Origin of the sequence: Rahnella sp. ChDrAdgB13, assembly GCF_017655185.1 — a bacterium.
GTDB classification, from domain to species: domain Bacteria; phylum Pseudomonadota; class Gammaproteobacteria; order Enterobacterales; family Enterobacteriaceae; genus Rahnella; species Rahnella contaminans.
In genome coordinates this window covers 1-21,433 of record NZ_JAEMGT010000093.1, presented here as the reverse complement: position 1 = coordinate 21,433, position 21,433 = coordinate 1, and the positions used below count along the sequence as shown (strand labels likewise).

Here is a 21,433-nt window from a genome sequence, read left to right as displayed (position 1 = left end):
TGTTTCACGTGTTTTTTAGCAGCCTGCGCTTTCTGAGCTACCGGAGCAGCTTTCTTAGCGTGTTTCACGTGTTTTTTAGCAGCTTGCGCTTTCTGAGCTACCGGAGCAGCTTTCTTAGCGGCTTTTTTGTGTTTTTTAGCAGCCTGAGCTTTCTGAGCTACTTTCTTATGAGTCTTGTGCTTAGCAGCATGCGCTGGAGCAGCAGTAGTCGTTGCAGCAGCGGCTGGCGCTGGAGTTGCTGTAGTTTCAGCAGCGAAAGCGACAGAAGACAGACCCATTGCAGCGGCTACAACCAGAGCTAATAATTTTTTCATCTTTAATTCCTCGGAATTTCGTTTAAGTGTCCACCCCACTGCGGGGCCGGTATGAAGAATACTAGGCGGGTTCACTCACGAAGTCCGTGAGTGATTGGTTTCGGCGTGTAACGGAATGTACAAACTGGGGATTTCAGGGAAATCAGTGAGTTATGCGGCGGGGCGCAGCGCTGGCGGCTCGGTACCTTTTAGAAAGGTGAAATTTTGGTTTTTCATGTGCCGGTGCCGCGGCACTGGCGGCTTAACATTATTTGGACCGAGAAAGTTTCGATTTTTCAATAACAGTTATCACTCAGCGGCTCGCGCCGAAACCGACCAAAGTGAGGGGACCGTGCAGCGGCAAGTTTTCGCGGCAATAGCTGTGGCACCTGAAACAGAGCCAGCCAGCGGCAGCGCGCAGTGAAAGAGCCCGGGGTTCTCAGGGGTGGCGGCGATAAGCCACCCCTGAGGCCCGTTTGGGTGACAACCCAAGGTCTTGAATTTGAATTCAAATTCAATGCCAGGCTGCTGCCTTACAGGTATCTATTCTCCAGGTGTGCCCTGAAGAACCCCGGGTTCAGTGTCTCCCCGGTGGCATTTTTAATCAGCTGATCCGTCGAGAACCGGCTACCGTGTTGCCAGATATTCTGCTGCAACCACTGGAACAACGCCGTCAGGTCGCCGCGGGCGATATCTTCCTGCAAAGTGGGGATCGCTTTGTTGGCGAACTGGAACAGTTGTGCGGCGTACATTGCGCCGAGCGTGTACGTCGGGAAGTAACCAAAACCGCCGTCGGTCCAGTGGATATCCTGCATACAACCGTCGCGGTAATTCCCCACGGTATCGATACCCAGATATTCCTTCATCTTGCTGTTCCACAAGGCCGGGATATCGTCGACTTCGATTTCGCCTTCCATCAGCGCTTTTTCAATTTCATAACGCAGGATGACGTGCGCCGGATAGCTGAGTTCATCGGCGTCAACGCGGATGAAGCCCGGCTGGACGCGCTGGTTCAGCTTGATGAAGTTGCTTTCGTCCAGCCCCGGACGCTGACCGAACTGTTCAATAACCAGCGGATATACCGACTTCAGGAACGGTTCGCTGCAACCCAGTTGCATTTCAAACAACAGGCTTTGCGATTCGTGAACGCCCATTGAACGTGCGTTGGAAACCGGCTGGCCCAGCCATTCTTTCGGCAGGTTTTGCTCATAACGTGCATGACCGGTTTCATGGATCACGCCCATCATGGCGCTGAGGAATTCATTCTCGTTGTAACGCGTGGTGATACGCACGTCTTGCGGAACACCACCGCAGAACGGGTGAGCGCTGACGTCCAGGCGACCGGCATCAAAATTAAAGCCCAGACGATCCATGACTTTCAGGCCGAGCTGACGCTGTTTTTCGATGTCAAACGGGCCTTGCGGCGCAATGCGGGATTCGGTTTTCTGCTTTTCCACCACGGTTTGCAGCAGGTCCGGCAGCCAGGTCTTCAGGTCGCCGAACAAAGCGTCGAGTTTCTGCGAAGTCATACCCGGTTCGTACAAATCGAGCAGGGCGTCATAACGGCTGATACCCGCGGCCTCTGCGCGCAGTTTGGCTTCTTCACGGCTCAGTTTTACGACTTCTTTCAGGTTATCGGAGAAACCTTCCCAGTCGTTGGATTTGCGCTGAATACGCCATGCCTGTTCGCAACGTGCGCCAGCCAGTGATTTTGCCTGTACCAGACTTTCCGGCAACAGCGCTGCCTGCTGATAATGACGACGCATTTCACGCAGGTTCGCCTGTTCCACATCGTTCAGCTGCTCGCCACCGGCCTGTTCCAGCCATTCGCCGACCTGTTTCGCAGTGAGGATCTGATGCGTCAGCACGCTCAGTTCAGCCAGCGCTTCGGAGCGCGCCTGGCCGCCTTGCGGAGGCATCATGGCCGCTGCATCCCAGCCTGCAATCGCCGATAAATGGCCGAAGCGGGATAAACGGGCGAAGGTGTCATGCAATTTTTTATACGCGATGGTCATTATTAGCTCCCTTCCTGGTTTTGGTCAGGCTGTTCAACAGCCAGATTGAATAGGGGTTTTACCGGCCAGCTGAAACGCATGCTGGCTCCGCCGAGTGAACTGCTTTCAACCGCAATGCGCCCCTGATACGCCACGGCGATAGAGTGGACGATTGCCAGCCCGAGCCCGCAGCCACCGGTTGCGCGGTCGCGGCTTGGATCGAGGCGGACAAAGGGTTCGAAGATGCGTACGCGTTCTTCTTCCGGAATACCGGGGCCGTCGTCTTCGACCTGCAAATGGGCTATTTCGCCATCGAGCCACAGGCTGATGCGCAGCATTTCCTGAGAATAACGCAGGCCGTTGTTGACCAGATTGTCGAGCACGCGCTCCATCAGCCGTAAATCGACGCCGCCGAAATCGAGGTTTTCCGGCGCCTGATAAAGGATAGAGCGTTCGGCGTTGATCAGTCGGAAATCATCCACCTTGTCTTCCAGCCAGTGCGCCAGATTCACTTTTTCCAGATTCAGCGCCACCTGCGGGCGATCCAGACGGGCGTAGGTCAGCAGCTCATCAATCAGGGCTTCGAGTTGCCCGATGTCGCGGTTAATGGCGTTTTGTTCGGACTCCGGCAGGTTCTCGCTGATGGCCAGCCGGTAACGAAGACGTACCAGCGGCGTGCGGAGTTCGTGGGCGATGCCGTCAATGAGCTGTTTTTTACTCGCGACCAGCGTGCTGATATTGTCCGCCATCTGGTTAAATGCGACGCCCAGCCGGTTGAGGCTGGAGGTCGAATCAAAATCGATGCGTTCGTCGAGATGACCATTACCGAGGCGCAGCGCGGAGTTTTCCAGCCGCAGCAAATCCTGCCAGTGCGGACGCATCCACAGGAAAACCGGCAGCGCGAGAGACAGGCCGATGAAGATCAGTAATCCCAGGTCGAGCAGCCGCATTTCGTGCATGTAAAACAGATACGGGATCGGCCCGACCACCAGCACGTAATGGCTGCGCGGGACACGCTGGATAAAGGTGTATTCGTCGTCGAGGGCAATAATCTCGCCGTCTTTCAGGCGCTGATCCAGCGCCGGGCTGAGTTTGCGCTTTCCAAGCGGTTCAATGTGGAGTTTGAAAGACAGGTTCAGATCCAGCGTGTTGATGGTCTTGTTCCAGTCTTTAATCGGAATTTCCCTGAGCTCACTGCGCATCAGGTAAAGCGAGCTTTTCATCAGGTCGTTCATGGACTGACGACCGGTGCGTTCGGCGGTGACTTTGTACACCAGGCCGACCAGCATCGCCATCACCAGGAAACAGACCAGCAGTAACAGAAAGAACTGAACGAAAAGCTTTCTCATTCCTGCAGAGACTCCCAGGCGTTCGGAGCAAACAAATACCCTTTATTGCGCACGGTTTTGATGCGGAAAGGTTCGAGGGTATTGTCGTACAGTTTTTTGCGCAGGCGTGAAATCGCCACGTCAATGCTGCGATCCAGCCCGTCATAGCTCACGCCGCGCAGGTTTTTCAGCAACGCTTCGCGATCCATGATGCGTCCCGCGTGTGTCGCCAGTTCCCACAGCAAATCAAAGTCTGAGGTGGAAAGAATGATGGTTTCATCCACCAGCGTGACTTCGCGGTTCACCGGATCAATGCACAGCTGACCGAAGTGCAGGGCGTTGCCGCTTTTCAGCGTCTGAACCGGTTGTTCATTTTGCGCGGATTGCACCGGATTCTGGCGCAAATGCAGCCGTAACCGTGCCAGCAGAACGGCCGGCGGCGTGGTTTTAAGGATGTAATCGCTGGCGCCCATTTCGAGCGACAAAATGTGGTTCATATCGCTGTCGAGCGAGGTCAGCAGCACGATCGGGCCGGGGAAAATAGGGCGCAAATCGCGGCATAACGTCATGCCATCTTTGCCCGGCAGCATGATATCCAGCAGGACAAGATCGGGTTTTTCTTTCTCAATACGCGCCTGCGCCGTGTCACCACGGGGCTCGACCAGCACATCGATATCATGTTTACCCAGATAGGCGGCGATCAGGTTGCCGACTTCTGCATCATCTTCTACAAAAACGATTCTATTCATTGGCTTGCTGTTATAAGAAATCCGGTGAGTAGCATAGCGTGACACGTCTGCTGACGCTATCGCGGTAGCGTAATAGAACGTGACATTTTTGCGGCATAAATTCCATATCCGCTAAATACTTTGGCTTAATTCTGAAATGCTAGCAAAGTGCGTTTCAGTGACGGAAAGCGCCTGAACCGACTGGCAAAGTGTTGTTGAATTATGCCATTATACAGACGAATAAATTTAGCTTCATAAATTGATCTGCATTATCTATCTGCCGGCAGATTCTTTGTCAGCAGGCAGAGCACTGAGCACACCTTCGCACGTTCTGTACAGACGTTCAAATGAACAGGCCCTGACCAGGAAGAGGAAACGGGGATGAATGAAAATCGCCTGGTACCCGATGCGCGCAGTCAAAAAGCGTCCTTTGACTACATGGAATATTTGTCCGCATCCTGCAAAAAGAAATGGAGTTTTGTCGACGCTATTTATGGCGTGATGCCGTTCTTCGGCATGGTTCTGAAATCCCGTTCAAAAAAAGATAAATCGAAGCAGGAAGCCTTGCGGGCACTCGCGTTGCAGGTGGTTTCCACGCAGGTCAGTGACGAAACGAACATCGTCCGGCTGATTGAACTGGCAGAGCAGCAAAATATGTACAGCATCGATATCAACCTGCCGTACTCGCTGACCGACGACCAGCTCACCGCTATCAAAGTGGAATGCAAACATCTGGTACAGCTGAGTCAGAACAACGATCACCTGTTAGTGCAGATTATGCAGATGCCTTCTCAGCACTGACCGTTCAGCGCCAAAATCTTCAAACGTCAGACAGGACAAAGGCCGCTTTCGCGGCCTTTGTCCTGTCTGACGTCCGGGTTATTTCTTCAGCTCTGCGCGTAAATCTTTCACATCGCTTGCCGAAACCGGTGCCGCGGCATTTCCCCAGCTGTTACGGATGTAAGTCAGCACGTTCGCCACGTCCGTATCACTCATATTGGCATCAAATGACGGCATAGACGGCGCGGTCGGTTTGCTGTCGGTCGCTACCGGACGGCTGCCTGCCAGCACAACGCGGATCAGGGATGTCGCGTTTGGCTGGTTGATCAGCGCGGAATCGGCAAGGCGCGGGAACAACCCTTCCTGACCCATGCCGGACGGCGTGTGGCAGGCGGAACAGCGGTCGGCATAAATATTTTTACCGGCGACCATCGCGCTGTCTTCGGCTTTGACCGGAGAAGGCGCGGTGCTGCCGCTGTCGTGACCGCTGTCTTTCAGATAAACCGCGACGGCTTTGAGATCCGCATCCGTCCAGTGCTGCGACGAATTCGTCACTTCTTCTGCCATCGGGCCGGAGGCAATATCGAAACGGTTAGAACCGGTTTTCAGATATTGCATCAGATCTTCCTGCGTCCAGTTGCCGATACCCGTGTGTTTATTGCTGGTGATGTCCGGCGCAACCCAATTTTCCACCACAGCGCCTTGCAGGAACTCGCTGTCTTTATCGCCGCCAATCATGTTTTTCGGCGTATGGCAGGTGCCGCAGTGGCCGAGCCCTTCAACCAGATACGCGCCACGATTCCATTCCGCGGATTTATCCATCTGCGGTTTGAATTCGCCTTTTTTGAAGTTCAGCCAGTTCCAGCCCATCAGGCTGGCGCGCACGTTGAACGGGAACGGCAACTGATTGGTTTCCACTTCGTGATGCACCGGTTGCAGGGTTTGCAGATACGCCCAGATGGCGGCGTTATCTTCGCGGGTCACTTTGGTGTACGCCGTGAACGGCATCGCGCCGTACAGACGTTTACCGCCGTGGCCCACGCCTTCGGACATCGCGCGCTGGAAGTCATCGAAAGACCATTTACCGATACCCGTTTCCGGATCCGGCGTGATGTTGGCACCGACTAAACGGCCAAACGGCGTTTCGATCGGCACGCCACCGGCGAACGGTTTGGCATCTGGCGTTGAGGCAGTGTGGCAGGCCGCGCAGTCGCCGACGGTGGCCAGATAGCGCCCCCGTTCAACCTGCTCGAAAGAGCCGTCACCGGCGGCGTGTGTCAGGCCGGAAACGCTGAGTGCCAGCAAGCCGAGTGAGAATGACGTTAACTTTTTCATGCGATCATCTCTCCCGGTTTTTTCAGGTAATAGTTACGGATCGCATGAGCGGCTTTAAACGCCAGTGCGCCAACGGTGCCGGTCGGGTTGTATCCCGGGTTCTGCGGGAAGGCCGATGCGCCGACCACAAACAGGTTCGGCACGTCCCAGACTTGCAGGTGTTTGTTCACGGAACTGGTGGACGGATCTGCACCCATCACAAATCCGCCGACGACGTGAGACGACTGATACGGCGTACCGTTCCAGTGGCCTTTCATCGGGTTGGCAACCAGCTGACGCGGGTTCATCGCTTTCGCAATTTCTGCCACTTTACCGGTGCAATACGCCGCCATTTTCAGATCGTTTTCCGGGAAATCGAATGTGACACGCAGCAGCGGGCGGCCCAGACGGTCTTTGTAGTTCGGATCGAGTGACAGATAGTTGGTTTTGGTGGTGTAGCTGCTGGCCTCACAACCGATAGACATCGAACTGAGATAGTTGGCCACGGTGGCTTTTTTCCACTCGGAACCCCATTTCGGCGTTCCCGGCGGAACAGGGCGGTAGCCGATTGGCGCGCCACCGATTGGCGTGACGCGGATACTGCCGCCGCCGAACGGGTTGAAGTTCTTGTCATCGAAGAACAGCTGCACGCCGTTGGCCGTCTGATACGCGTAATTACGGCCGGTAGTGCCCTCTAACGTGACCGGATCATAAGGTTTACCGATGCCGGAAAGCAGCATCAGGCGGACGTTTTCAAAGGTGAAGGCGCTGACGATCACCAGATCGGCAGGCTGTTCCCATTCGTCGCCGGAAGAGTCGATGTAAACCACGCCCGTCGCGCGTTTGCCGGTGGAATCTTTCAGCACCTGCATCACTTCACAGTTGGTGCGGGCTTCGAAATTCTCTTTGCGGATCAGCGCCGGCAATACGGTAGTGATGGCGCTGGCTTTGGAGTAGTTGGCGCAACCGTAGTTGGTGCAGAAACCGCAGAATGTACACGGCCCCATTTTGACGCCGAGCGGGTTGGTGTAAGGCTCGGAAATCAGCGAAGAGGGGACCGGGAATGCTTTGTAGCCCATGTTGCGCGCGGCTTCGGCAAACAGCGTCGGGCCGTAAGGTTGATCCATCGGGCGGGTCGGATATTCAATCGAGCGCATGCCTTCATACGGGTTACCGCCATCGCGATGCTCGCCGTTCACGTTGCTGGCTTTACCGGAAACCCCGGCGATGCGTTCAAACGAGGCGTAGTGCGGCTCCATTTCTTCCCAGTCGGTTCCCCAGTCCTGCAACACCAGTTCTTCAGGAATGGCTTTTGCGCCGTAACGTTCGGTCAGATGGCTTTTAAGGCGGAATTCGTCCGGCTGGAAGCGGAAAGTAATGCCCGCCCAGTGGTTGCCTGCGCCGCCGGTGCCGTTGCCCGGATGGAATGAGCCCCATTCACGCATCGGTAAGGCGGTTTGTGCCGGGTTGTTACGGATAGTAATAGTGTTCTGACGCGTGCGTAACATCAGTTCCTGGCGGGAGTTGTAACGCAGTTCGTCGGCGACGGTGGCTACGTTAAAATCGCGCGCCGTATCACGCCACGGGCCGCGTTCGATAGCCACAACGTTGAGACCTTCGTCACACAGTTCATTGGCGATGATCGAGCCGGCCCAGCCGAGCCCGATAACCACCACGTCGGTTTTAGGTAATTTCTTTGCCATAATGTTTTTCTGCCCTTAGCTCTTCATTTTCCATGCGTCGCCGCCTGAAATGCTCAGCGGTTCCAGATCGAGTTTCTGGTTATGTTTGCCGACATATTCGCGGTAATCGTAGCGTGCGCCGGGGAAGCCCAGCATTTTCCACGACACCATGTTGCGGTTACCGCCATAAATCGGATCAGCGAAAAAACCTTCCATGGTGTTCTTGAGCGCAATGGCGAAGAACAGTTTGGAATCGATCCCATCGAGAGCAATTTTTCCGTTTTCCAGACCGGACAGAATTTGATCCTGCTGGTCACCTGGCAAGTCTTTGAACAACTTCTGGTGCTGAGACCGGGTATATTTATCCAGCGCGGCCAGGCCGAGACGATATCGCTGCTGAGGAACTAATGGAGACTGGTCGCCCTGTTCCGGTGTGCCGTCCTGGAACGGGCCTTCCATGTAAAGGCGGGCGTAGGTGCCGTAGAAACCGGCCAGCTGGCGGTCGATAAACACTGCGCATCCGGCGTCTTTACCTCCGACGCTCAGATTGTCGGCGGGTACCAGTCGGTCAACAATGGCTTCCATGGCGGCGGCTTCGGCGTCGGTGAAGAACGCCCAGCCATCGATATCAATTTGCGGAGGCGGGCTGGCGTCAAAGGGGCTCCACAGGGGGGGTCCTTTGAGGGTTACCGCGTTTGCGGCCTTGGCCGCGCCCAATACTGCGGAGGCTGCCGTGAACGAGAGAATTTGCCTGCGGGTGACGCCCGGTAACGTTTGCTTGCTCATTGATGTTCCCTGTTTTTTATGTAGCAGTATGCAGCTATAAATGGCGCACATCCCGTCGTCTTCCGGGCGGAAGAAAAGGGGAGAGGGACGCGTGCAGAAGCATTTTTTACGGCCTGACGGCTGCTGTTAAAAATGCCGGTCAGAATTCAGGTGCGCTCTGCAAAAGCAGTCGGGTGGCACCGGAATAAATCGTTAACCTGCTAAGGATAAATGAAAATGACCTGTAAAGATAAATGGTTAATTTGTTAAAAATGTTATGAAATGTGTGCTAATGGTTTTTAATGTTGTAATTTTAGACGTTTTTTTGTGATGTGCGTGGATTTTAACCGTACATATTGCAGGGAATACCCCCGCATAATTCCACTTTATGAAAAGGGTTATGTGGCCATTCATGGCATGAAGGTTGAAATATGTCGGTTGTCAGGTAAGATCAAACCTTACGTTTAAAATGTGTAAGGCATGACAAAGGTCACAGATTTTTTTTCCTATTTATTGAAGCGTTATGCGGGCTCAACCTGCTTCTTTCTGCTCGTGGCAGGGGGATTGGCTTTCTATGCTGGAAGTGCCTCTGCGCTGACGGCAGACCCTTCTGAAGTTGCTTCCGGCACCCGGGGGCTTTCGTATGATCTCTCCGGTTTCCTGCCTGCGGGTGATGAACAGTCCGCCTTCAATACCGGAAACATCCGGCAATCCAATGCGTTACCCAGCCTCGGCAGTCAGTACATTAAAAACGACAATGCGCCGAGCGCGACGGAAAAACAGCTCGCCACCACGCTGAAAGAACTCGGCACGACCACATCAGACAGCGACGATCCGCTGCGTTTGCAGGCGGAAAATATTGCGCTCAGCCAGGCCGCCAAACTGGTGCAAAAAGAAACCAGCAGTTTGCTTTCGCCGCTGGGCACTGTCAGCACGACGCTGGATGTCACCGGTCATAATCTGGATGGCAGCTCCGGCCAGCTTTTCAGCCCGCTGTACAATTCAGAGAATAATCTGGTCTACAGCCAGATCGGCCTGCAAAGCGCGGCGGATGCCACGGTGGGGAATTTCGGTCTGGGCCAGCGTTTTAATACCGGCGCGTGGATGCTTGGCTATAACGCGTTTATCGATAATGATTTCGACCATCAGCTGACACGCGGAAGTTTGGGCGCGGAAGCCTGGACGGATTACCTGCGATTTTCCACCAACTATTATCATCCGCTGACCTCGTATCGCGCGGATAGCAGCACGTCTGCGCAACTGCGGCGTCAGGCGCGCGGTTACGACATCACCACCAAAGGCTATTTGCCGTTTTACCGCCAGCTTGGGGCATCGCTGAGCTACGAGCAGTATTTTGGCAATCAGGTGGATTTGTTCGGCAACGGTACGCGCCAGAGCAATCCTTCGGCGGTTTCGTTCGGGCTGAATTACACGCCAGTGCCGCTGGTGACCGTGATGGCAGAACATCAGGCCGGACAGGATGGCGATAATCAGGATGTGGTGAAACTGACGCTCAATTATCGTCTGGGCGTGCCGCTGGATCAGCAGTTGTCATCGCGCAACGTAGCCGCAGCGCGTTCACTGCGCGGCAGCCGGTTTGATAGGGTCGATCGCAATAACATGCCGGTGATGGAGTTTAAACAGCGGAAAACCCTGTCGGTATATCTGGCGACGCCGCCGTGGTCATTGCAAGCGGGCGAAACGGTGCCGCTGAAACTGCAACTGCGAGCGCTCAATTCCGTTGTCGCGCTGAGCTGGCAGGGCGATACGCAGGCGCTGAGCCTGACGCCGCCGGCCAATAACCGTAACGCGGAAGGCTGGAGCGTGATCGTGCCGCAATGGGACAATTCGCCGGGCGCCACCAACAGCTACCGTTTATCGGTGACGGTGGAAGACAGTAAATCGCAGAAAGTAACGTCAAACTGGATCACGCTGACCGTTTCCCCACCGCTGACGGCGCAACCGCAATATGGTGATGACGCGGGGCTGAATTTTTAAACGTTAAATCACGTTACTCTGCAATACCCAAACTGCCGCTTCGACGCGGGATTTCAGCTTCATCTTTTTCAGCAAATGCTTCACGTGAACTTTTACTGTGCTTTCGGTGATGTTCAGGCGACGGGCAATCATCTTGTTCGGCAAACCTTCGGCAATCAGCTTGATGATGTCGCGTTCGCGTGGCGTCAGGGACTGGATATCGCGATCGCCGCTCGGACGGCTTTCACGCAAACTTGCCGCCAGCACCGGCGTCAGCGCTTCGCTCAGCACCATTTTGCCCGCGGCGGCGTTGTGCAGGGCGGCCAGTAAATCTTCCGGCTCCATGTCTTTGAGCAGATAGCCGTCCGCGCCGCGTTTTAACGCCGTCACCACGTCATCTTCATGATTGGATACGCTGAACACCACCACGCGGCCAGACAGTGAGGTCTGACGCATGTTGTCGAGCGTATCCAGCCCGTTCATACCGGGCATATTCAGATCCAGCAGGATCAGGTCCGGGTCGAGCTGTTTCGCCAGTTCGACACCCTGTTCGCCGTTGCTGGCTTCGCCAATGACTTGCAGGCTGGCATCGAGCGCAATCAGCTGTTTCACGCCGTTGCGCAGCATAGGATGATCGTCAATCAGCAAAATGGTGGAAGGGGTGATGTCGTTCATACTTGCTCCTGGGGATTAATGGGTAACGCTTCCGGACGGAAACGGACCGTGGCTTCTGTGCCACCGTCCGGACGTCGGGCAACCCGACATTGGCCGTGTAATGTGCTGGCGCGATCCTGCATGATGATCAGGCCGTAATGATTTTGCCGTTCTGCGTCCGGGGAAATACCTTCGCCGTTGTCGCAGATGCTCATGGTGATTTCGCCTTCACTGGCGTGCAGCGAAAGGGAAACCTGCGTCGCTTTCGCGTGTTTATAGGCATTGTTCAGCGCCTCGCGGGCGATGTGTAACAGGTGGATGCCCTGATTAGCCGGAACCGATCGCGGCGGTATCTGGTAATCGAAATCTATCGCCAGCCCCATACGGCGCGAGAATTCGTCCACCGTATGTTGCAGTGCAGCCCGCAGGCCGGGTGTGTTGAGCGTCAGGCGGAACGTCGTCAGCAGTTCGCGCAGCTGTCGGTACGCGGTGCTCAGTTCCTCGCGCATCTGCTGTAACAGCGCCGCATCTTCCTCGCACAATCTCTCCTGATGCATCTGCAAACAGGCCACCTGAATTTTCAGGCAGGAGAGGGACTGTGCCAGTGAATCGTGAAGCTCGCGGGCGATGGCCGAACGTTCTTCCATCAGCATCAGCTGCTGCTGATCTTCAGCCTGTCGCGCCAGCATTAATGTACTGGTGAGCTGTTCAAGCAGCGTATTCACCAGCTGTTGCTGATCGTCATTAAGATGTTGCCCCGGCGGCAGCTGCGCCAGCAGAACGCCGTAGTTTTCGCGCTCATCGCGCAGGCTCCAGCTCAGGGATTCCCCGGTTTCGCCCGCATGTTCGCCCACTTTCGGGCTGACCGGGTGGCGTGGTGACGCATGACTGAATTCATTAAACACTTCCGCGCCGTTATTTTCGTATTGTCGCACCTGCACGCCACTGAGCGGCGTCAATGATTGCAACTCTTTCAGCACCGGCTGCATCCGCATTTCCAGCGGTGCGCTGGTGTGCAGCTGGCGGCTGACGCGGTACAGGTAATCCAGCACCCGGTTTTTTTGTTGCAGATCGGCGGTTTTCTCCGCCACGCGCTGCGCCAGGTTATCGACCATTTCACCCAGCGCCACCGACATGCTGTTGAGCGAATCACCGAGTATATCCATCTCGTTATGCGCATTGCCGGTCGCCACGCGTTTGCGTTCATAGCGGCGGGTGAAGTCACCGGCGGTGATCGCGCTGGCCTGAGAAAGCAGGCTGCGCCACGGCGTCAGCAGATGGCGGCGCAGGAACCAGATGGTCAGCGCCAGCAGGATCAGGGTGAAAGCCACCAGACCGCGCTGGATCAGCGCAATCTGCTGTAAATGGTATTCGGTTTTATGTTCCAGCTCGGCGACAAGCGTATCGAGCTGGCTGACAAACACTGCCATATTCGCGGAGACGTCCTGCGGATGTTTCGCCGCCAGAACCTGATCGCGCAAAGTGGTCTGCCAGTAATGGCGCAGGGCAAAAAATTGCGGCTGGAGATTTTCACGCTCGACGGCCTGCAATAAATCGGCGCTGTTCTGGTCAATTTCCATCTGGCGGATATACGCGGCGCTTTTGCCGTTCAGCGGCACTTCGGACAATAACCGGTAACTCTGCATGCGCAGTGAACCGGCTTTATTAATGGCGTGGGCGTTACCTTCAATACTTCCCGCCATCCACGCGGCCATGCTCATTCCGCCAATGCCCAGCAGGCCGAGCAGCAGCATCAGCATGGTGATCTGGCTGACCAGCGACAGAGAAGGCAAAGCGCGTTTAAACATAACTGGGTTCCTGGATCTGTGTCGGAAGCGGTGAATACCGTGAAAAGCTGAAACGATATAATTACGGAGTGGCATTTTTTATGATCAGGGGGAGTTTCCCTATACCTCTTTGTGATTACTCCTTTATTTCCATCGGAGTGATGCCCCTGATAATTCAAGGGGGATTGAATGACCAACGCAATGAATCTTAGCACTTTATCTGAAACGCGCCCGATACTCACAAAGGATCCGTGGTCTTTTTTTCGCCTTTTTTCACCTGCCGTTGCGTTGATTTGCATCAACATGCGGAAGCGGTGCTCTACCTAGTGTGTGCGACACAACTCAGTCATTACAACGATAACGCGCTGCTACACGAGGTACTTATGTCACAAACATCTGCTCCATCAAGGGAAAAGCCGTCACGCCTGCTACAGGAATGGCGGCCGGAAGATCCGGCATTTTGGGAAAAAACCGGGCATAAAGTGGCGAGCCGGAATCTCTGGATTTCAGTGCCTTGTCTGTTACTGGGTTTCTGCGTCTGGATGCTGTTCAGCCTGGTGTCGGTAAACCTGAACAAAGTCGGCTTTAACTTCACCACCGATCAGCTGTTCATGCTGACCGCCATTCCTTCCGTTTCCGGCGCACTGCTGCGCGTTCCGTACTCGTTCATGATCCCGCTGTTTGGCGGCCGTCGCTGGACCGCGCTCAGCACTATCTTCCTGGTTCTGCCGTGCGCATGGCTGGGCTTCGCGGTGCAGGACGTCAGTACGTCTTACAACACGTTCCTGATTATCGCACTGCTGTGCGGTTTCGGCGGCGCAAACTTCGCGTCAAGCATGTCCAACATCAGCTTCTTCTTCCCGAAAACGAAGCAGGGCGGCGCACTGGGTATTAACGGCGGTCTGGGTAATCTGGGCGTCAGCGTAATGCAGCTGGTTGCTCCGCTGGTGATTTCTCTCGGCGTGTTTGCTGCGTTCAGTGACAAACAAACGCTGGCGAACGGTGCTGACATGTGGCTGCAAAATGCGGCGTGGATCTGGGTACCGTTCCTGATTATCGGCACGATTGCCGCATGGTTTGGCATGAATGACCTGGCGACGTCTAAAGCGTCTATCCGCCAGCAACTGCCGGTACTCAAGCGCGGTCACCTGTGGATCATGAGTGTGCTGTATCTGGCGACATTCGGCTCGTTCATCGGCTTCTCTGCCGGTTTTGCGATGCTGACCAAAACCCAGTTCCCGGAAATAAACATCATTTCGTACGCGTTCTTCGGTCCGTTTGTTGGCGCACTGGCTCGTTCTGCGGGCGGCATGCTGTCTGACCGTCTGGGCGGTATCCGCGTGACGCTGGTGAACTACATTCTGATGGCTGTTTTCGCCGGTTTGCTGTTCCTGACCCTGCCGGTGAACGGCGCGGGTGGTCACTTCCCGGCCTTCTTCGCCGTCTTCATGGTGCTATTCCTGACGGCCGGTCTGGGGAGTGGTTCGACTTACCAGATGATTGCGGTGATCTTCCGTAAAATCACCACCGATCAGGCGAAAGCGCGCGGTGCAACCGACGACGAAGCGCTGCGTGAAGCCGTCACGGACACGGCGGCGGCGCTGGGCTTTATCTCTTCGATTGGTGCGATCGGTGGCTTCTTCATTCCGAAAGCCTTCGGGACGTCTCTGGCACTGACCGGTTCACCGGCGGGGGCGATGAAAGTCTTCCTGGTATTCTACGTGGTGTGTGCACTGATCACCTGGCTGGTGTACTGGCGTAAGCTGAACAAAGGTTTTGCGACCAAACAGGTCAGAAAATAAAGACTGACAGACACTAATGAAAAGGGGCTTTGGCCCCTTTTTTCATGGGCGCAATTCACTTCACGTAAGAATTCAGCACATTCAGCACGACATCCAGATCGGCCTCGCGCTTCGCCACATCCTCTTCATGCACCAGATGATCGGTCAGATGTCCCCTGATCACTTCGCGCATCAGCCCGTTGACCGCGCCCCGGATTGCCGCAATCTGCTGCAAAACCGCTGAACATTCGTGCGGTTCATCCAGCATTTTATTTAATGCCACAACCTGTCCCTGAATCTTGCTGGTACGCGCTTTCAGCTTCTGTTTATCGCGAATGGTATGTGACATGTTAACTCCCTGATGGCCGTGAATACGCGGACAGCATAACATCCTCAGGATACTGGGGGGGTAGTATATGATACTGGGGGGGAGTACAATCGTCTGCGCCACTTCCATTGAGAATGATAAAGATGAACGACTTTGCCACATTGTTGCAGCAGGGGAATGCCTGGGTATTTATTCCCAGCGCTATATTGTTAGGGGTTTTGCACGGCCTGGAGCCGGGGCATTCGAAAACGATGATGGCGGCATTCATCATCGCGATCAAAGGGACTGTCCGGCAGGCTGTGATGCTGGGGCTGGCGGCTACGGTTTCTCATACCGCCATCGTCTGGCTGATTGCGTTTGGCGGGATGGTTATCAGTCACCGTTTTACTGCCGAATCGGCGGAACCCTGGCTTCAGCTGATCTCGGCTATGATTATCGTCGGGACGGCCACATGGATGTTCTGGCGCACTTATCGCGGAGAAAGCGCATGGAAACAGCAGCAAAACGGCGTGCGGCATACCCATGATCACGGCGCTCATGATCACCCTCACGATCATCCACATGACCACCATCACGGTCACGGAATTCTTCAGGCGGCCAGCGTACCTCATGCGATTCACACCAAACCGGCGAGTCTGACAGGGTTTCGCGTTAACGTCGCAGCGCAGGAATATCAGGACGCACACGAAAGGGCGCATGCGGGGGATATCGCGCGGCGGTTTGCGACCCAGAAAGTCACCAACTGGCAGATTCTGTTCTTCGGCCTGACCGGCGGGCTGATCCCGTGTCCCGCGGCGATTACCGTACTGCTGATTTGCATTCAGCTGAAAGCGCTGGCGCTGGGTGCCGCGCTGGTGGTCTGTTTCAGCCTCGGGCTGGCGTTAACGCTGGTGACCGTGGGTGTGGGAGCGGCGGTGAGTGTCCGTCAGGTTGCCAAACGCTGGAGCGGATTCAATACGCTTGCCCGGCGCGCACCGTATTTTTCAAGCGTACTGATTGGCGTTGTCGGAATTTATATGGGCGTACACGGTGTTATCGGGCTGACGTCGTAGTCGTAAGGGAGGGAACCGGCGGAGAATTCACGAGGCAATAAAACAAAGAAAGCCCGACGGGCTTTCTTTTGCTGAAGCTTAACACAGGTTAACCGTAAGGCTTATTTGCGGCCAAGCAGCAAACCGAGCACAACGCCGATAGCGCCAGCGGCGATCAATCCTGACAGCGGATTTTCTTTAATCTTTTCTGCAACATCTGAAACTGCATCACTTGCCTGAGCAGAGTATTTTCGCGCTGCGCCTTTCAGCTGATGTTTCGGTGAGTCCACAAAGTCCCCAAATTGCTTCTGCGCTTCGCCAGCAAACTCGTTCGCTTTGTTTTCAACCTTATCAGCCAGACGATCTGCATCATTATCGAATTCTTGAGATGACATTTTAGTGCTCCTTTGTTTGTGTCAGTTCTTAAGCGTAGTCGTAAAACCTGATGTCTGCCGGTTTCGCGCACAACGGCATGGCACAATTAGAAGGAATACCCAATAGCAATATTACCCGCGGTTTTTCGCTGAGCCGTCGCAGACCAGCATTCCCTGTGCTTCCAGCCCTGAGCGCACGTCATCTTTAATGCTGTCAGTGATGAAAATATGGATATCGGAGATATCGGCAAATTTGGCGAATGCGTCACGGCCGATTTTGGTTGAATCTGCCAGCAAAATCACGCTGGTCGAACAGGCAATCATCTTCTTTTTAAACGCGGCCTGACGCACATCTGGGGTAGTCGCGCCATTTTTTAGCGTAAAACCGTTGGTGCCCATAATGGCTTTATCGATGATCAGATCAGACAAACTGTTGTCGTTACTAAACGGGATCACGCAATGAAGTTGCTTGCGCACCGCGCCGCCAATAAAGAACAGATTTACCACGCCCGGCGAATCTTCCAGCGTCAGGGCAATTTTTAGATCATTGGTGATCACCGTCAGTTGCTGGCGTTCACCCAGCATTTGCGCCAGTTCCAGCGTGGTCGTGCCGGTATCGAGCAACAGCGTATCGCCGTCTTCAATCTGCTCAAGTGCGAGCTGTGCAACCATGACTTTCGCATCATGATTGCAGACCTCTTTTTCCGTGGACATCATTTCCACGCCGGTTTTACTGCGGATCAGCACGCCGCCGTGCGTCCGCGTCACCAGCATGTTCTTTTCCATTTCACGAAGATCATTACGGATCGTGGAAGTCGAGACTTTAAAGATCTGGCAAAGTTCGGCGACCGTGGCTTTCTTGTTTTCCTCCACAAACGCCAGAATGGCTTGCTGGCGTTCGAGTGAAAAAACTTTATCTTCCGAATGATCGTTCATGATTTTTCTCAGTGTCCGGCGGGTTATAAAACGAAGGCCACTTTCAGCGCCTGCCCTGAACGGGCGGCGCTGAAAGCCTCGTCATATTGTTCAAGAGTGTACTTGTGAGTCAAGATTTCTTTCAGATTTATCAGTCCATTGGAAATCATTCTCAGGCTTTCCCGATACTGACGTAAATTCTGCCCGCTCATGCCCGTCACCGTGATCTGCCGGTAATGGATAATGTTGGTATTCAGGCTGACCATTTCTTTACCGTGCGGCAAACCGCCGAAGAACAGCACGCGGCCATTCAGCGCCGTCAGTTCAAACGCCAGCGACTGAATTTCCGCACTCGACGCCGCCGTAATCACCACGTCACAGCCGCGATTTTGCGTAATACGCATGACGTCCGCCAGCGTATCGGTACCGCTCACGGGCACAAAATCCGCATCAAAATGACACGCCATCGCCAGCCGTTCCGGGTTGATGTCGCTGATCAGCACTTTTCCGGCACCCGCCGCTTTATGCAACATGGCGTGCATCAGGCCAATTGGCCCCGCGCCAATCACCAGAACCGTATCGCCGACGCGGGTATGGCAGCGCTCAAAGGCATTATAAACACAGGAGAAAGGCTCAATCAGCGCGCCTTCTTCAAACGAAACGTGATCCGGCAACGCCACGATATTTCCCTGCTGCACGGCGCGGGCGGGGATCACCACATAACGGGCAAACGCGCCGTTTTTCTGAATACCCAACGCCTGGAATTCCTTGCAGGTTTGCGTATTGCCGCTTATGCAGCTGTCGCAGGTGCCGCACCCGTAGTTAGGGGCAACCGCCACGCGCATTCCCACACGCCATTCAGGGCTGACGTTCGCCCCGGTTTTCTCAATGATGCCCGATAATTCATGCCCCAGCGTTAGCGCCTGTGGTGACTGGCGATGGCCGTTGGCGAACATCCGCAAATCGGTACCGCAAATCGCCCCGACTTTACAAGCCAGCAGCACTTCGTCTGGCGCGATTTCGGGTTCTGGCAGGTCGGTTAAACGGAGTTCACCTTTGGCAAATAACTGAATTGCTTTCATAACAGCCTCTCAATGGTTACAGGACGGAGCGTCTTTTGCTAAACGGGGTGTTGATCAAAAAATCGACTCAATGTGAATTCTTGTGAGTTTAGTCATGCAATTACCGATGTCAATCGTTTATTATCGATTTGCTCTTGATGTACGCATAAACGATAACGAACGATAATTAACAGCAAAAGGGAAAGCCAGTATGAGGATTTTTTCAGAAGACACCGTGATGTTGGATCTGGATGTTCAGGATAAAGACGACGTTCTGCGGCAGATGGGCAAAAAGATAGAAGCGACCGGGTGCCTGAAATCGGGCGGTTTCGATCACTTCATGGCGGCCATCCGTAAAAGAGAAGTTGAGTTCTCAACGGCAGTCGGCCACGACTTCGCAATCCCGCACGGCAAGAGTGACGCGGTTACATTGCCGGTTATCGCTTTTGCACGACTGGTGAAGCCGGTGTTATGGGATGCCGAAGAAAATGACCGTGCGCAGTACGTCTTCATGATTGCCGTTCCGGAAGAAAGCGCGGGTGATGAACACATCAGGATCCTGATGAAACTTGCTGGCGCGATTATGGAAGATGATTTCCGTAACCCGATTTCTGCGGCAAAGGATGTAGCGCAGGTCATTGAAATTATGACCCGTTACGTTGATTAACCTCTTCACATTCTGCTCTGGCCTGCATTTAGCTGATATCGATAGCAAACGATAATTAACAGAGTAAATCAGCAGTAAATGACAGACCGGAGAAATCACCCTTATGGAGCCAGAATCATGTCGACCAGAGAAAAGTTTTTTGTCGCAGTAACGGGATGTCCGACGGGGATCGCCCATACGTTTATGGCGGAAGCCGCGCTGACAAAGGCCGCAAAAAAAGCCGGTGCGGGGATCCGCGTTGAAACCAACGGGGCCGTGGGCATTGAAAACGCGCTGACGGCAGAAGAAATCGCCAGGGCCGATATGGTGATTCTGGCGTCCGACAAGGCGGTGGAAATGGCACGATTCGACGGTAAGCCATTAATCCGCGCATCGGTCGGCCACGGCGTTAAAAAAGCCACTGAACTGGTGGCCCGGGCGATGGCCGGTGAAGAAGCCGTTTACCGGCACGAACAAACCGCAACGCCTGATAATGAAAAACCTGCCGCCGAAAAAGCAGAGCGCCAGGGCGCGGGGCGGTCTGTCTATATTTCCCTGATGAACGGCGTGTCGAACATGTTGCCGTTTGTGGTCGCAGGCGGTGTGTTAATCGCCATTTCCTTCTTCTGGGGAATTTACTCATTTGACCCGACCAGCGCGCAATATAACCCGATTGCCGCCAGCCTGTTTAAACTCGGTAAACTCTCGTTTTCATTAATGGTGCCGGTCTTCACCGCGTTTATCGCGTACTCCATTTCGAACCGCCCTGGTTTTGTAGCCGGATTCGTCGGCGGCCTGCTGGCGACCGATATCGGCGCGGGCTTTCTTGGTGGCATTATCGCGGGCTTTTTCGCCGGTTATTTCATGAAATGGATGCTGCATATCACCCGTTCATTTCCCCGTTCGCTGGAAGGTTTCAAGTCTATCTTCCTGATGCCGCTGATTGGTGTTCTGGTGGTCGGCGTCTTCATGCTTTCTGCCGGTTCGACCATCGCGGCTTTAAATAAAGGCATGATGGTGTGGCTGGCCGGGCTGGAACACGCGAACCCGTTATTGCTCGGCATTGTGATTGGCTGTATGAGCGCGTTTGACCTCGGTGGCCCGGTGAACAAAGCTGCGTATGTGACGGGAACGATGTTGCTGGCCGAGCAGGGCAACGCATTATTTATGGCCGGCGTCATGACCGCCAGCATGGTGCCGCCGCTGGTGATTGCCTTTGCGACTGTGATGTTCAGAAAGTATTTCGAAAAAGAGGAGCAGGCCGCCGGGCTGGTGAACTTTATTCTCAGTGCGACGTTTATTGCCGAGGGCGCGATTCCCTTTGCTGCAAAAGATCCGCTGCGAGTGATCCCGATACTCATGCTGAGCGCCTCCATCGGTGCCACGCTGACCTTCTTCTTTAAAGTCGCGGTGCCAGCCCCGCACGGCGGGCTGATTATTCTACCGCTCGTCACGCACGGTTTACTTTGGGTAATTGCTATTCTCAGCGGCGGACTGACCGGTGGAATTATTTACGGATTATACCGAAAGGCAAAATTTAATAAATCCGCGCTGGCTGTTTAAATGCATTAATAAGGAGGCAGAACGTTATGATTGCATCGAAAATACGCTTTATTAATCCCATGGGATTCCACAGTCGTCCCTGCGCAACATTTTCGAAAATGGCGAAGAAATTCGACTGTAATGTCAGGTTGGTGAATAAAGAAAAAGAAGCCGATGGCAGAAGTATGCTGGCACTGATGAAACTCGGCATCGTTCATAATTCAGCAATTACTTTACTCTGCGAAGGCGAACAGGAAAAAGAGGCCAGCGAAATACTAAGCCAGTATTTATCTACGCTGGTGGAAGAGGCGGGCTGAATCCCTTTTCGTCGTAATCCATAAATTTATTTGCCGGCAGGCAACTCCCTGAATACTGAAACCTGATTAAGAACCTATCCCAAAAGGAATTGTCAGTTAATAAGTAATGGCAATTTTTGAGGGAAGTATGGCAGGC

General features: G+C 54.3%; 20 protein-coding genes. 7 read left to right on the top strand and 13 right to left on the bottom strand.

Annotated elements, in window-relative coordinates:
* The 4 genes from asr to rstA form a co-directional block, all read right to left on the bottom strand.
* Positions 1 to 314, bottom strand: a 314-nt coding sequence (gene asr / locus J8X26_RS21435) for an acid resistance repetitive basic protein Asr (RefSeq protein WP_208951890.1), incomplete at its 3' end; no start/stop codon positions are given.
* A 512-nt stretch (positions 315 to 826) separates the two neighbouring features.
* A complete protein-coding gene (locus tag J8X26_RS21430) occupies positions 827 to 2,308 on the bottom strand; it encodes a carboxypeptidase M32 (RefSeq protein ID WP_165057383.1) in 1,482 nt (493 codons plus the stop codon).
* Between the two features lie 2 nt (positions 2,309 to 2,310).
* On the bottom strand, positions 2,311 to 3,636 hold the full coding sequence (gene rstB, locus J8X26_RS21425) for a two-component system sensor histidine kinase RstB (protein WP_152326118.1): 1,326 nt from the start codon (positions 3,634 to 3,636) through the stop codon (positions 2,311 to 2,313).
* Positions 3,633 to 4,364 (bottom strand): two-component system response regulator RstA, encoded by a 732-nt coding sequence (rstA, locus tag J8X26_RS21420; protein ID WP_152326119.1) that lies wholly within the window; start codon positions 4,362 to 4,364, stop codon positions 3,633 to 3,635. Before rstA ends, rstB begins: the two co-directional genes overlap by 4 nt.
* Before the next feature lie 360 nt (positions 4,365 to 4,724).
* On the opposite strand from rstA, the gene J8X26_RS21415 reads away from it, so the two are divergent.
* Entirely contained in the window at positions 4,725 to 5,144 is a 420-nt protein-coding gene (locus J8X26_RS21415) for a hypothetical protein (protein WP_104922006.1), read from the top strand.
* A gap of 78 nt (positions 5,145 to 5,222) precedes the next feature.
* Here the strand turns inward: J8X26_RS21415 and J8X26_RS21410 are convergent, their stop codons facing one another.
* From J8X26_RS21410 to J8X26_RS21400, 3 genes are read right to left on the bottom strand one after another with little or no spacing between them, the layout of a single operon-like run.
* Positions 5,223 to 6,458 (bottom strand): cytochrome c, encoded by a 1,236-nt coding sequence (locus J8X26_RS21410; protein ID WP_152326120.1) that lies wholly within the window; start codon positions 6,456 to 6,458, stop codon positions 5,223 to 5,225.
* On the bottom strand, positions 6,455 to 8,140 hold the full coding sequence (locus J8X26_RS21405) for a GMC family oxidoreductase (RefSeq protein ID WP_208951889.1): 1,686 nt from the start codon (positions 8,138 to 8,140) through the stop codon (positions 6,455 to 6,457). The genes J8X26_RS21410 and J8X26_RS21405 overlap by 4 nt, the downstream gene beginning before the upstream one ends.
* 15 nt (positions 8,141 to 8,155) lie before the next feature.
* Positions 8,156 to 8,905, bottom strand: coding sequence for a gluconate 2-dehydrogenase subunit 3 family protein (locus J8X26_RS21400; RefSeq protein ID WP_208951888.1), 750 nt, complete (start codon positions 8,903 to 8,905; stop codon positions 8,156 to 8,158).
* A 543-nt stretch (positions 8,906 to 9,448) separates the two neighbouring features.
* Between J8X26_RS21400 and J8X26_RS21395 the strand changes: the two genes are divergently transcribed.
* Entirely contained in the window at positions 9,449 to 10,882 is a 1,434-nt protein-coding gene (locus J8X26_RS21395; protein ID WP_244370763.1) for a YchO/YchP family invasin, read from the top strand.
* A 3-nt stretch (positions 10,883 to 10,885) separates the two neighbouring features.
* Here J8X26_RS21395 and narL read toward each other — a convergent pair whose 3' ends face one another.
* Together narL and narX are read right to left on the bottom strand one after the other, a co-directional pair.
* Positions 10,886 to 11,536, bottom strand: a complete 651-nt coding sequence (narL, locus tag J8X26_RS21390; RefSeq protein WP_152326124.1) for a two-component system response regulator NarL — start codon at positions 11,534 to 11,536, stop codon at positions 10,886 to 10,888.
* Positions 11,533 to 13,323 (bottom strand): nitrate/nitrite two-component system sensor histidine kinase NarX, encoded by a 1,791-nt coding sequence (gene narX / locus J8X26_RS21385; RefSeq protein ID WP_208951886.1) that lies wholly within the window; start codon positions 13,321 to 13,323, stop codon positions 11,533 to 11,535. The genes narL and narX overlap by 4 nt, the downstream gene beginning before the upstream one ends.
* Before the next feature lie 362 nt (positions 13,324 to 13,685).
* Between narX and J8X26_RS21380 the strand changes: the two genes are divergently transcribed.
* Positions 13,686 to 15,104, top strand: coding sequence for a NarK family nitrate/nitrite MFS transporter (locus J8X26_RS21380; RefSeq protein ID WP_152326126.1), 1,419 nt, complete (start codon positions 13,686 to 13,688; stop codon positions 15,102 to 15,104).
* Positions 15,105 to 15,159: 55 nt separating this feature from the next.
* On the opposite strand, the gene rcnR is transcribed toward J8X26_RS21380, so the two are convergent.
* Positions 15,160 to 15,432, bottom strand: a complete 273-nt coding sequence (rcnR, locus tag J8X26_RS21375; RefSeq protein WP_152326127.1) for a Ni(II)/Co(II)-binding transcriptional repressor RcnR — start codon at positions 15,430 to 15,432, stop codon at positions 15,160 to 15,162.
* Positions 15,433 to 15,554: 122 nt separating this feature from the next.
* Between rcnR and J8X26_RS21370 the strand changes: the two genes are divergently transcribed.
* Positions 15,555 to 16,463: a nickel/cobalt efflux protein RcnA gene (locus J8X26_RS21370; protein ID WP_208951885.1), complete on the top strand. Its 909-nt coding sequence runs from the start codon at positions 15,555 to 15,557 to the stop codon at positions 16,461 to 16,463.
* Positions 16,464 to 16,564: 101 nt separating this feature from the next.
* Here the strand turns inward: J8X26_RS21370 and J8X26_RS21365 are convergent, their stop codons facing one another.
* From J8X26_RS21365 to J8X26_RS21355, 3 genes are all read right to left on the bottom strand, one after another.
* Entirely contained in the window at positions 16,565 to 16,837 is a 273-nt protein-coding gene (locus J8X26_RS21365; protein ID WP_101078878.1) for a YqjD family protein, read from the bottom strand.
* A gap of 111 nt (positions 16,838 to 16,948) precedes the next feature.
* The gene (locus tag J8X26_RS21360; protein WP_208951884.1) at positions 16,949 to 17,752 is read right to left on the bottom strand and encodes a DeoR/GlpR family DNA-binding transcription regulator; all 804 of its coding nucleotides are present in this window, start codon (positions 17,750 to 17,752) and stop codon (positions 16,949 to 16,951) included.
* A 23-nt stretch (positions 17,753 to 17,775) separates the two neighbouring features.
* A complete protein-coding gene (locus tag J8X26_RS21355; RefSeq protein ID WP_152326131.1) occupies positions 17,776 to 18,813 on the bottom strand; it encodes an alcohol dehydrogenase catalytic domain-containing protein in 1,038 nt (345 codons plus the stop codon).
* Positions 18,814 to 19,003: 190 nt separating this feature from the next.
* On the opposite strand from J8X26_RS21355, the gene J8X26_RS21350 reads away from it, so the two are divergent.
* The 3 genes from J8X26_RS21350 (at position 19,004) to J8X26_RS21340 (ending at position 21,297) form a co-directional block, all read left to right on the top strand.
* Positions 19,004 to 19,459: a PTS sugar transporter subunit IIA gene (locus J8X26_RS21350; RefSeq protein ID WP_208951883.1), complete on the top strand. Its 456-nt coding sequence runs from the start codon at positions 19,004 to 19,006 to the stop codon at positions 19,457 to 19,459.
* 117 nt (positions 19,460 to 19,576) lie between these two features.
* Positions 19,577 to 21,001, top strand: a complete 1,425-nt coding sequence (locus J8X26_RS21345; protein ID WP_152326133.1) for a PTS fructose transporter subunit IIC — start codon at positions 19,577 to 19,579, stop codon at positions 20,999 to 21,001.
* Between the two features lie 26 nt (positions 21,002 to 21,027).
* Positions 21,028 to 21,297: an HPr family phosphocarrier protein gene (locus J8X26_RS21340; protein ID WP_152326134.1), complete on the top strand. Its 270-nt coding sequence runs from the start codon at positions 21,028 to 21,030 to the stop codon at positions 21,295 to 21,297.
* Positions 21,298 to 21,433 lie beyond the last annotated feature (136 nt).

Coding starts and splice junctions, on each gene's coding strand:
- J8X26_RS21430 (WP_165057383.1), bottom strand. CDS start 2,308: ATGACCATCGCGTATAAAAAATTGCATGACACCTTCGCCCGTTTATCC.
- rstB (WP_152326118.1), bottom strand. CDS start 3,636: ATGAGAAAGCTTTTCGTTCAGTTCTTTCTGTTACTGCTGGTCTGTTTC.
- rstA (WP_152326119.1), bottom strand. CDS start 4,364: ATGAATAGAATCGTTTTTGTAGAAGATGATGCAGAAGTCGGCAACCTG.
- J8X26_RS21415 (WP_104922006.1), top strand. CDS start 4,725: ATGAATGAAAATCGCCTGGTACCCGATGCGCGCAGTCAAAAAGCGTCC.
- J8X26_RS21410 (WP_152326120.1), bottom strand. CDS start 6,458: ATGAAAAAGTTAACGTCATTCTCACTCGGCTTGCTGGCACTCAGCGTT.
- J8X26_RS21405 (WP_208951889.1), bottom strand. CDS start 8,140: ATGGCAAAGAAATTACCTAAAACCGACGTGGTGGTTATCGGGCTCGGC.
- J8X26_RS21400 (WP_208951888.1), bottom strand. CDS start 8,905: ATGAGCAAGCAAACGTTACCGGGCGTCACCCGCAGGCAAATTCTCTCG.
- narL (WP_152326124.1), bottom strand. CDS start 11,536: ATGAACGACATCACCCCTTCCACCATTTTGCTGATTGACGATCATCCT.
- narX (WP_208951886.1), bottom strand. CDS start 13,323: ATGTTTAAACGCGCTTTGCCTTCTCTGTCGCTGGTCAGCCAGATCACC.
- J8X26_RS21380 (WP_152326126.1), top strand. CDS start 13,686: ATGTCACAAACATCTGCTCCATCAAGGGAAAAGCCGTCACGCCTGCTA.
- rcnR (WP_152326127.1), bottom strand. CDS start 15,432: ATGTCACATACCATTCGCGATAAACAGAAGCTGAAAGCGCGTACCAGC.
- J8X26_RS21370 (WP_208951885.1), top strand. CDS start 15,555: ATGAACGACTTTGCCACATTGTTGCAGCAGGGGAATGCCTGGGTATTT.
- J8X26_RS21365 (WP_101078878.1), bottom strand. CDS start 16,837: ATGTCATCTCAAGAATTCGATAATGATGCAGATCGTCTGGCTGATAAG.
- J8X26_RS21360 (WP_208951884.1), bottom strand. CDS start 17,752: ATGAACGATCATTCGGAAGATAAAGTTTTTTCACTCGAACGCCAGCAA.
- J8X26_RS21355 (WP_152326131.1), bottom strand. CDS start 18,813: ATGAAAGCAATTCAGTTATTTGCCAAAGGTGAACTCCGTTTAACCGAC.
- J8X26_RS21350 (WP_208951883.1), top strand. CDS start 19,004: ATGAGGATTTTTTCAGAAGACACCGTGATGTTGGATCTGGATGTTCAG.
- J8X26_RS21345 (WP_152326133.1), top strand. CDS start 19,577: ATGTCGACCAGAGAAAAGTTTTTTGTCGCAGTAACGGGATGTCCGACG.
- J8X26_RS21340 (WP_152326134.1), top strand. CDS start 21,028: ATGATTGCATCGAAAATACGCTTTATTAATCCCATGGGATTCCACAGT.